Source organism: Bradyrhizobium sp. Ken51 (assembly GCF_055807435.1).
Map to the genome: position 1 here is coordinate 1 of NZ_JBVVPB010000042.1, position 10,281 is coordinate 10,281.

The window sequence follows — 10,281 nt, forward strand, 5'->3', positions numbered from 1 at the left end:
CGCTGCCGCGTCCACCGCAAGCCCGGCTCGCGAACGTGACGACCACAAGATCGCCCCTCAAGGATGAGCCGGGATGACCGACACATACGCCGTTTCCGAATTTCGGTAAAGTAGAATGTTTTTGCGGCGGCCGATTGACAGCCTTTCAGGTGTTTTGCCCGACGGGTGATGAGCGGCCGTCGCCCGAAGCGAGCGCGCCGCAATTCGAGCAAGGTCTCGCGCCGGAAGAGTGGCCGCGGATCACGCTTGCGCTCGGGCACCGGCTTCCGGCTTCCGGCTTCGCCGCTTTACATCATCGGCCGTGCCCAACAAAAAACACCCGGCGGTTTCCCGCCGGGTGTTCGTTGATGTGTTTCGACAGATCTTACCAGTTGCGCTGAGCGCGGAGGATCATGGCGATCGAGTCCTGATCCTTCAGCTCGTAGACCGCGGCCGGCTTGGCGGTCGTGGCCGACGGGGAGATGCCAACCGTGCCAGAGTACTTCTGGTCGAGATGGGTCCAGGAGACATCCGCCGAGAAGGTCAGGTTCTTGACCGGGGTCCATCGGGTGACGACACCCAGCTGGCCGATCGCGAAGTCCGGGTTGCAACCCGTCACACCCGCCAGGCCGCCGAACACGCCGCCGCCGCCGCCAGCACCGCACAGGGTGGTCTTGGCCAGCGTGCCGAACTGGGCCTGAGCGTAGGCACCGTAGAGCGCGGAGTTCCAGTTGGGATCCCAGTTGTGGGTGTAGGCGCCGCGGAAGCCCCAGGTCTTCACAGTTTCCTGCTGGCTCGGCGTTGCGCCACCAACAAACACCGTGTCGGGAGCATTGGCGAAGCCGATGCTGCCGTAAGAGCCAGCAATGCCCGAGTTGCCGTACAGCGCATAGGAGCTGCCCGACAGATTCTGGAAGTTGTAGCGGGTCGCACCATCGGTGTAGACGCCCTGGATGTTGATCGTGTCACCCGCGCCGGTCGGGATGTTCTTGATCGACAGAGCGAGCTGAACCGCCCAACCCCATTTGTCGTCGGGGTGGCCAGTCGGCTCGGTCGCGCCGTAGTAACCAACGTGGTTGTCATGCGCAGCCACCGACGCCTGGAAGAGACCCCAAGCCTGGTCGACACGCACCATAGCAACGAGGTTCGGCGAACGGGTGCCGCCGATGGCGTTGGTGCCGTACGAACCGCCGATCATGCCGCCCGCGGTCGCGCCGCTCATGTTGAGGTTGCCGGCCTGATAGTAGGCCGAGACGTCTTCAGCCGAGAACGCTGCCGTGATGCCCTGACCGAAGTCGGCGGTGTAGGTGAACTGGTTGACACCAGTGACCGTGCCGCTGCCGCCGACGAGGTTATCGGTGATGTTGCCGGGATAGTTGGTCCAGGGCGCGTCGAACTGCGACACGGCCTTACCCATCGTGAAGCCGGCGAACTGGATGAAGGCATAGTACACGCCGAGCGCACCGGCCGAGGTGTTGCCGTCGGTGCCGTTGACGCTGCCGCTACCATTCGAACCGACGAGGGCGGTGCCCGCGGCGTTGAGACCGAGCGCGCCGCTGTACTGGGTGCCACCCGTTGCCGAACCGGTCGGGGTGTAATTGCCGCTCGTCCAGGTGAAGACGCCGTCGAAGAAGGTGCGGACCACGCCGTACTCGGTCGCAGTGCGGGTGTCGATGTTGAGGTCTTCACGAGAACGGAAGGTGTAGTAGTTCATCATGCGGTTGCGAGCACCGGCAGTACCGCCCTGGTTCGGATTGAAGTCCGAGTTGGAGCCCAGCACGGCGTCAGCGCGCATGTAACCGCCGAGCTTGATGCAGGTGTCGGTGCCCGGGATGTAATAGAAGCCGGCGCCGTACAGCGAGCAGATCTTTACGTATTCGACCGCTTTGGCCTTCACGGGGAGATCGGCAGCGAACGCTCCGGATGCGGCCATTAGGCCGGCAGCCGAGCCGAGAAAGAGTGTCTTCGTCAACTTCATTAGTAAACCTCCAGGTCGGTTCAGGGGGCTCGGCTCCCGGAGGAAGCCGCTTTACCCTCTCAATTTCGCTCAATTCAGATCCGCACGAAGGTCCGGACTGAAACGACAGTGAGGTGCCCCCCCTCCGTCGTGGCTTCACATATAGTTTATAAAAACAACTGCCTCAATTTATTGATTTGATTAATCGACAGTTCGAGCCGCGATGTGTCCTAAGAGCAACAGCGGCGATATCCCCCAGAAGAGCCGTTGCCTGAAACAAGAAAAGCCCTCAGGGGGCATCCCGAGGGCTTCTTGGAGGTCTCGCATCGCTGTCCATCGAGTGGGTCAAGAAAGCGAAATAGAGCACGATAGTCGATAATAAAATTAATTGTTCTTTGCAAGTAATAATTTGGTCTACGATTTCTTCCGCGCGGTACCTCCGTTTGGCCGGCGCGCGATTTTCGAGACGCTTCCAAGATATCCCATTAAAGATAGGCAAGGGATAAACGGGGAGGGAGCCACATGATCGAGAAGAAACTCGACAGGGCGATTACGGACTTCATCTGGAACGTCGTCGAAATTCATTCCCAGCTGGAGGACATCCACACCAGCTGGGCTGGACTGCTGGGCATTACCGAGCCGCAGTGGCTGATCCTGATGGCCATCACCGAATTGGACGAAGGGCGAGGTGTCGCCGGAATCGACATCGCGAACAAGCTGCGCGTCCACCCGGCCTTCGTGACCAACCAGACCAAGAGTCTCGAAAAGGGGGGCTTCCTGTCGCGGCGGCCTGCAGAGGACGACGCGCGCTTCGTCCTGATGTCGCTCACCGCAAAGGCGACCACGGAGATCGAAAAGCTCTCCAAGAGAAAGCTTGCCTTGAACTCGACCATGTTCAACGAGCTCGACGAGAAGACCCTGACAGACCTGAATGATGCGCTCACGACGATTGCCAAGAATGCCCGGCTGGCTGCACGATTGCTGGCGATCGACGTGTCCTGATCTTCCGATGTCCTGAGTGGAATGTGCGTCTGTCACGCCTAGAGGTAGGTTACGGGATCGATCCGACCGGCCGTTCCGAGTTTGCTGTCCAGCCACTGGAAGATGAAATCGTCCACGGAGATGAAATTCTCGATCTCGCCCAAAGGGTACGGGATCCGGTTTGGCACGACGACCGAGCAATCGGCTCCGGCGTGCCGATAACCGGCCTGCAGCTCGAGAGCCTCCGCTTCCCGGACCATCGAGCGGCTCCCGACGACCATGAGCAGCGGGCAAGCGATTTGACGCGACGGCAGCAGCGAGCCTGTCGAGGCCCCGTCAAGGACCGTCTGCTCGACGCCGGTCATCCAGTGAACCGACGCACGACGCTTGACCGACGCCAAGAGGCCGCCATCGCACACCGCGGCAGCTATCCTGCGATCATATAAGGCGAGGCGGGATACATCACTGGCGCACATCCCTTCGCCGTAGACCGAAATCCGCTGTCCATCGACATCCGGCCGAGCCTCCAGATAGTCCAGCCAGCACTGCAGGACGTGCTCCGGCTTGAAGGAGCGACGAGCAGCTGAAGCGCGGGCATCGACAAGCAGGAGTGACACATTCCGGCAGAGTGCGGCCGGCCACAATCGGCTCATCATCGAGGCCAAGGAGCCCTCATCGTCACCGACGCAGATGAGTGCGGGTGCCCCAGGCTCACGACGACAAGCGGGCAAAAAGAGGCCCGTCAACGCTTCTTGATCGAAGCCATCGATCTTCACGCGCTCGATCACCTGACCGGCATCATCCTCGAAGCCTCTCAGGCCGATCCCGGCCTTGTCTGCGAGGTCGAGGCGCGTGGAATCTTCCAGACAAGACAGACTTCGTGCGATTTCGAGGGCTGTCAGCGAGCACAGCCACGCCTCGCGTGAAATCCAGACGGAGCCATCGTCCCGCGCGGATTCGGCGAAGATCCGGTAGTCGTCAGCAATCCTCGACCACTCTGAAACCCAGAGATGCCTGTGCGCCTCACGCGCAAGTTCCGTGACGGACAGGTTCTCGAAAAATTCCGACGCGCGACTGCAAGCGTGCCAGATTGCTACCCGCGCCGTCGCGCGAGCAGCGAGACGAATGAGCACCATCCATGTCAGTCCCCTAACGGCGCCGTGAACGCTTGCCCGGACAGGGACTGCCAGAGACTTGAATTGCAAGGATTTGCCGGCTTCGCTTTCAGCGCAGCGCCATGCACAAGGTACGATCGTGGGCGGGCATGATCGCGACCGTCATGCTTGTGTCCGCCGATGGTGCAACGTGCTTTGATCTCTTTCCCGGCCCTTTGGGCGCGCAGCGAAAGGTCACAATAGCCAGTGTGTTCAGTCTGCGCGGCGACGCCCCGAGGCTGACGATCATTCGGTGTTGGCTCCGCACGAAAACCGGCCGAAACGATGTTTGGTTCGAACGAGCCGGTCTCGATACAAAGTCCACGCGGGCTCCCCTCAATCGTCATACCTCAGCTCCGTTGCTGATACACAGTTTAGGCCCCGCACCACTCTGCCATTTTTTGCTGTCCCGCGTTTGTCGTTTTTTGTTGCTGTGGACGACTAAAATTGGAGCTCATTCGGTAACGGAAAACCCATCGCCTGTGTCGGCTTCCATCATGAATTCCTGATGACGCCGATCCGGCGTGCCACCCATCACGATAGCGATAAAATATGCGGCGGGTTGCCGCCTGATCGATGCCGACGGCCTTCGCCAAAGGGACTTTCCGGCTGTTAGTGCCGCAGGAAAACCGGCGCGACAAATCCTCGAAGGCGCTCATCCGCGCCCGGCGCGCGAGACGTGACGAGGTATAATCGCGTTCTGGGCGAGCCCCGGCGATCGGGAACATACAACATTCCTTACTTCGGTAAGCCAGTTATTTGAGCAGCTCAAGCACCGGCAGGACCCGTCGCCGGTCAGGCGTCGACTCGCTTTTGGCGTCAAGCACCACGCCGCGCCGCTTGCCGCGCCTTCTGCGCCTTGTATCCATTATCCCAGTTGCCATTCCCGCGCACTTTGCCTTACATGCCCGCCAAACTCGCCGCGGATGACGGCCGGGGCTCAAAAATCGCACAATTTGTCAAAGGGACGAGACATGGCGCGTAACATCCTGATTCTCGGGGCTTCCTACGGCTCCCTGCTGGGCACCAAGCTGCTGATGGCGGGGCACAACGTGACCCTGGTCTGCCGCACCAAGACCGCAGAGCTGATCAACCGCGAGGGGACCGAGGTGCGCATCAAGTTGCGTGACGAGGCGGTTCACCGCGCCATCTTCTCGCGCGACCTGCCCGGCAAGCTCGACGCCGTGACGCCGGCCAATGTGGACTTGTCCCGTTACGACATGGTCGGCCTTGCGATGCAGGAGCCGCAATACACCAACCACACGGTGCGCGTTCTCATGGTCAGGATCGCCGCGGCGAAGCTGCCGTGCCTGTCGATCATGAACATGCCGCCGCTGCCCTATCTGAAGCGGATCCCCTCGCTCGCCGACATGGATCTCGAGGAGGCCTACACCAATGCGCAGGTGTGGGAGCGCTTCGAGCCCGGGCTGGTCACCCTGTGCTCGCCCGACCCGCAGGCGTTCCGTCCGCCGGAAGAGGCTGCGAACGTGCTTCACGTCGGCCTGCCCACGAATTTCAAGGCATCCGTGTTCGCCGACGAGACGCACAACAAGGTGCTGCGCGAGCTCGAAGCCGACATCGACGCGGTGACGCTCGACGGCCACGACGTGCCGGTGAAGTTGAAGGTGTTCGATTCTCTGTTCGTGCCGCTGGCGAAATGGTCGATGCTGCTGACCGGCAACTACCGCTGCATCACGCCGCACGAGCCGCAGTCGATCCGCGACGCCGTGCACGGTGATCTCGCGCGCTCGCAGACCATCTACGAGCATGTCGACGCCATCGCCCGCCGTCTCGGCGCCGATCCGCAAGACCAGGTGCCGTTCGCGAAATACGCCAAGGCTGCCGAGAGCCTGCTGAAGCCATCGTCGGCCGCACGCGCGGTGGCGGGCGGCGCGCCCTTCATCGAGCGCGTCGACCTCTTGGTGAAGCTGATCTCGCATCAGCTCGGCGCGCCCAATGCAGAGATCGACCGCACGGTCGAGACCGTGGACCTGAAGCTCAACGAGAAGATCGTGCAGGGCGGATCGGGCGCGCTGTAACGGGCGCTTCCATCGCCATCGAACGCGTCGGCGCTTGCGCTCCCAGGACACCGGGGCTGAGCGTCACCATGCCCTACCCGCAAATCATCTCGCGCGGCACTGTTCCCGGTGTGATTCACACTCAACAGGCGTGATCGCAACTCGTCGATCACGCGATCGTGTCGCTTTCAGTTCCCTCCTGCTTTCACCCGCAAATATCACGTCTGAATGACACAGAGCCATGTTGCCGGTCATGTCTCGACGTGGCGCAGCGTGAAAATGCGGCATTTCCGCTCGAACTGAACCAAAGCGCACAATTTCTCGTCCGCCGCGCGCTTGACCGAGGCCGCGCGCTTCGGGCGAGATCCTTCATTTGCGCAAACGCCGCATGCGCGCGCGGCAGGCTCGTTGTCTTGTCTCGCGGCCAGGGCTGAGCAAGATAGCTTTGGAAGTCAGCTGTCTTTCAAGGGTTTTTCAGACAGGATTTGCAGTCTCCCCTGCGTTCGGAATCCAGACCAGAACAATTGCAGAAAAAGAAGTCATGGACCAGGCGATGCTGAGCGTCGTCCGCGCAGTAGAGGCAGGCGCGACGACGATGAAGGGCGTGATCGACGCCACCGGACTGTCTCGTCTCAGAATCGAACGTGCGTTGAACGCGCTGGAGAAGCAGAAGCTGCTGGTCCGCGACGGTCAGGGTTTTCGCGGAACCGGCCCGACGAGGACAACCCAGCCTGCCCGGCAATGCGGCTCGTGCAATGCCTGCTGCGACATCCTCGAAGTGGCCGCCGTTGACAAGCCGGTGAACCAGCTGTGCGGGCATTGGCAGGCCGACACGGGTTGCACCATCTACGAGCGCCGTCCCCAGATGTGCCGTTCATTCGTCTGCGCCTGGCTGCAAGGCCATCTCGACGACGACTGGTTTCCGGCGAAGTCGGGCATCATCGTGCATTTCAGCCAGGACGCCGTGAACGTGACGGTGGACGACCATTGCCCCGATCGCTGGCGCGAGGAGCCCTATTTCAGCAAGCTCGCCGAATGGTCGCTGAACGGGATCAGGCGAATCGGAAACCGCGGCTACGCGACCCTCGTCGTCTCCGGCGCCGACCGCTTCCTGCTGCTCGGGCGCACCGTCGTTCCCGAGCCGACGCTGTTCGGCACCGCGTTCCTGCCGCTCACGGCCGAGACATTTCGATTCTGGCGGGCGAATTCCCCGGAGCATTTGCAGCGGCTGCACGAGCGCATCGCCGAGATCGAGCGGATGAGGCAGGAGTTCGGCTCCTGCGCCGTCCCGGAGAACGAGGACGACGATCCGCAAGCCCCCTATCGGCCCGCACTTCTACGGCAATCGAATCACGCCTGAACTCCGCCGTGGGCAACGACGCATGATTCTCGCCGTGGCGCTCGACGCGCCGCGGCCGGGTTGATAAGCCCCTCTCCGCGAATGATGGGACTTGAGTCGGCATGACGGTTGCGATCGAGATGGGGCAGACCACGGCGGGCGCCGCGGCAGCCATGGACCTCGAGGAACTGCTGGCGACCCGCCTCCTGGTGCAGGGCAATTCGGGCTCCGGCAAATCACATCTGCTGCGGCGGCTACTGGAGCAGAGCGCGCCCTGGGTGCAACAGGCCATCATCGATCCCGAAGGCGATTTCGTCTCGCTGGCGGAGCATTTCGGCCATCTCGTGATCGAGGCCGAGGATCACACCGAACGCGGCCTTCAGGTTGCCGGCGAGCGCGCGCGGCTGCATCGCGTCTCCACCGTGCTCAATCTCGAAGGACTCGACGCCGAGAACCAGATGCGCCGCGCCGCGGCCTTCCTCGGCGGGCTCTTCGACGTGGACCGGGACCATTGGTACCCGATGCTGGTGGTCGTCGACGAGGCGCAGCTGTTTGCGCCTGCGGTCGCGGGCGAAGTCTCGGATGAAGCGCGAAAGCTTTCGCTCGGCGCGATGACCAATCTGATGTGCCGCGGCCGCAAGCGCGGACTTGCCGGGATCATCGCGACCCAGCGGCTGGCAAAGCTCGCCAAGAACGTCGCGGCGGAAGCGTCCAACTTCCTGATGGGCCGCACCTTTCTCGACATCGACATGGCGCGCGCCGCCGACCTGCTCGGCATGGAGCGGCGGCAGGCCGAATCCTTTCGCGATCTCGAACGCGGACAATTCATGGCGCTCGGCCCCGCGCTGTCGCGACGCCCCCTGCGTTTGAATATCGGAGCGACCGAAACCCAGCCGCGCAATTCCACGCCGCGGCTGATGCCGATGCCCGAGGCCACGCTCGAAAATATGCGCGCCGTGATCCTGGCAGCGCCGCCGCCCGATGCCAGCCGGCCGCAGCGCCGGCCCGCGCCCGATCTGCTGGAGCAACTCCGCGCCGCGAAGGCTGCGGCACCGGAGATCGGCCCCGAAATGATCGAGGTCCCGGTCAGTGCCGAGGAGCTCGCAGAGCGGCGCGAGCGCGTGGATCGAACCCTTCGTGCCGTCCTCGCCGCGCCCGATGCCGGTTTCCGCGCGGTCGGCGTGCTCTACCAGGAGTTCGTGGTCCGCTGCCGCATCGAGGGCCTCGGCTCGGCGGTGCCCGACCTCACCGAATTTCGGCGCATGCTGACACGCGCACGCGCCGGGCTCGGCGCCGAGCACGCCGAGGACGACGCCTGGCAGGACGTATCGCTCCGCGCCTCAATCCTGCCCGACGACATGCAGGGCGTGTTCATGATGATCGCGCGCGCCGCGAAGGAAGGCTGGCCCTGCCCCGGCGACGCCGCGATCGCCCGCGCCTACGGCTCGCATTCGCTGCGCCGGGCACAACGCCTGCTCGGCTACATGGAGGAGCAGGGCCTGATCGTCTGTCAGCTCGACGGCGCCGGCCGCCGGATCGTGACGCTGGTGGAACTCGCCTGGGCCACCGCGCCGGGCGATCCCAATGCCGACGACCTGCCGGCAGAGCAGGTCGCGAGCGCGGCGCCGGCTTGAGCCAGCGGATCGTCGTTCAGGCCGCTTCGGTAGCATCGGCGCCGACAAGCGCATCCGCCGCGCGCCGCCGCTCAACCCCAAACATGCGCCGATAGAGCACGACCGAAACGAGCCATGCGATCACGAACAGCGCGATCACGGCGAAGCCGACATTGGCGAGCGAGTCGTTGAGTGCGTCGACCAGGGCCCACACGCCGCCGGACAGGTCGAGCCGATCCGCGATCAGCCCGAGCGCCTCGATGCCGCCGATCAACAGCGCCACCGCGACGGAGGCGCCGGTGATGGTGAGGTTGTACCAGAGCTTGCGCAGCGGATCGACGAAGGCCCAGCGATAGGCACTCACCATCAGTGCCGAGTCGGCGGTATCGACCAGCGCCATACCCGACGCGAACAGCGCGGGGAAAACCAGGACATCGGCAAACGAAGCGCCGCGCGCGGCTTCGCCGGCGGAGATGCTGAGCAGGCCGATTTCGGTTGCGGTGTCGAAGCCGAGCCCAAACAAAAAGCCGAGCGGGTACATGTGCCAGGGTTTTGTCACCAGGCGGAACATCGGGCCGAGCAGCCGCGCCAAGAGGCCGCGATTGGCAAGCAGGGCTTCGAGGCCCTCCGCATCGTGAATCCCCCGCTCCCGCGCCGCGCGAAACGTTCGCCACAGACCGGCGAAGATGACGAGATTGATGGCCGCGATCACCAGCAGGAACAGCGCCGAGACCGATGTGCCGATGAAGCCGCCGATCTCCTTGAGCAGGCTGTCGCCACCGAGGCTGACGACGCCGAGCGCGAGCAGCATGGTCGCGACCACGACGATTGTGGAATGGCCAAGCGCGAAATAGAGACCAACGCTGCGCGGCGAGCCGCCTGCCTGCATCTGCTTGCGCACGACATTGTCGATGGCAGCGATGTGGTCGGCATCGACGGCGTGGCGCAGGCCGAACACCCAGGCGAGCAGCGCGGTCGCCATCACCGTCGGCCTGTCACCGAACGCCGCGAAGGCCCAGGCCCACGCCGCGATGTTGGCCGCGATCAGTCCGCCGAACAGCAGCACCGTTCCGGGCTCGACCGCCCGCAGAGATAATTTCGTCACGACCATCATTCCGTCCGCTGCACGCACCAACGCACGAGCGGTATGATCTTTTCACAGGATGGTCATACTGACCAGACCCGGCGGCCGCCTGATGATCGCATATGCGGATTTGCGGGAGGTCGTCATGCCCGGCTT

Annotated in this window: 7 protein-coding genes; 4 read left to right on the forward strand and 3 right to left on the reverse strand. The window is 63.3% G+C overall.

Translation table 11 applies throughout. The annotated features are described in order from the left end of the window. Positions 1-364 precede the first annotated feature (364 nt). Positions 365-1,957 carry a porin gene (locus AC0L27_RS36685; protein ID WP_275169388.1) on the reverse strand — a complete coding sequence of 531 codons (1,593 nt, stop codon included), beginning with the start codon at positions 1,955-1,957 and terminating at the stop codon, positions 365-367. Between the two features lie 501 nt (positions 1,958-2,458). On the opposite strand from AC0L27_RS36685, the gene AC0L27_RS36690 reads away from it, so the two are divergent. Next, positions 2,459-2,938: a MarR family winged helix-turn-helix transcriptional regulator gene (locus AC0L27_RS36690; protein WP_275169389.1), complete on the forward strand. Its 480-nt coding sequence runs from the start codon at positions 2,459-2,461 to the stop codon at positions 2,936-2,938. 38 nt (positions 2,939-2,976) lie between these two features. Here the strand turns inward: AC0L27_RS36690 and AC0L27_RS36695 are convergent, their stop codons facing one another. After that, positions 2,977-4,053 carry an alpha/beta hydrolase family protein gene (locus AC0L27_RS36695; protein ID WP_473322622.1) on the reverse strand — a complete coding sequence of 359 codons (1,077 nt, stop codon included), beginning with the start codon at positions 4,051-4,053 and terminating at the stop codon, positions 2,977-2,979. 992 nt (positions 4,054-5,045) lie between these two features. Between AC0L27_RS36695 and AC0L27_RS36700 the strand changes: the two genes are divergently transcribed. The 3 genes from AC0L27_RS36700 (at position 5,046) to AC0L27_RS36710 (ending at position 9,062) form a co-directional block, all read left to right on the forward strand. After that, positions 5,046-6,110: a ketopantoate reductase family protein gene (locus AC0L27_RS36700; RefSeq protein WP_354060110.1), complete on the forward strand. Its 1,065-nt coding sequence runs from the start codon at positions 5,046-5,048 to the stop codon at positions 6,108-6,110. A gap of 520 nt (positions 6,111-6,630) precedes the next feature. Then, the gene (locus AC0L27_RS36705; protein WP_354205511.1) at positions 6,631-7,449 is read left to right on the forward strand and encodes a CxxCxxCC domain-containing protein; all 819 of its coding nucleotides are present in this window, start codon (positions 6,631-6,633) and stop codon (positions 7,447-7,449) included. A gap of 101 nt (positions 7,450-7,550) precedes the next feature. Further along, positions 7,551-9,062, forward strand: a complete 1,512-nt coding sequence (locus tag AC0L27_RS36710; protein ID WP_354204970.1) for an ATP-binding protein — start codon at positions 7,551-7,553, stop codon at positions 9,060-9,062. Between the two features lie 16 nt (positions 9,063-9,078). Here the strand turns inward: AC0L27_RS36710 and AC0L27_RS36715 are convergent, their stop codons facing one another. Beyond that, positions 9,079-10,155 (reverse strand): HoxN/HupN/NixA family nickel/cobalt transporter, encoded by a 1,077-nt coding sequence (locus AC0L27_RS36715; RefSeq protein ID WP_354204968.1) that lies wholly within the window; start codon positions 10,153-10,155, stop codon positions 9,079-9,081. Positions 10,156-10,281: the final 126 nt, after the last annotated feature.

What these genes read in the sequence shown, in the direction of transcription:
- AC0L27_RS36685 (WP_275169388.1), bottom strand. Translation starts at nt 1,957, where the DNA reads ATGAAGTTGACGAAGACACTCTTTCTCGGCTCGGCTGCCGGCCTAATG.
- AC0L27_RS36715 (WP_354204968.1), bottom strand. Translation starts at nt 10,155, where the DNA reads ATGATGGTCGTGACGAAATTATCTCTGCGGGCGGTCGAGCCCGGAACG.
- AC0L27_RS36695 (WP_473322622.1), bottom strand. Translation starts at nt 4,053, where the DNA reads ATGGTGCTCATTCGTCTCGCTGCTCGCGCGACGGCGCGGGTAGCAATC.
- AC0L27_RS36705 (WP_354205511.1), top strand. Translation starts at nt 6,631, where the DNA reads ATGGACCAGGCGATGCTGAGCGTCGTCCGCGCAGTAGAGGCAGGCGCG.
- AC0L27_RS36710 (WP_354204970.1), top strand. Translation starts at nt 7,551, where the DNA reads ATGACGGTTGCGATCGAGATGGGGCAGACCACGGCGGGCGCCGCGGCA.
- AC0L27_RS36690 (WP_275169389.1), top strand. Translation starts at nt 2,459, where the DNA reads ATGATCGAGAAGAAACTCGACAGGGCGATTACGGACTTCATCTGGAAC.
- AC0L27_RS36700 (WP_354060110.1), top strand. Translation starts at nt 5,046, where the DNA reads ATGGCGCGTAACATCCTGATTCTCGGGGCTTCCTACGGCTCCCTGCTG.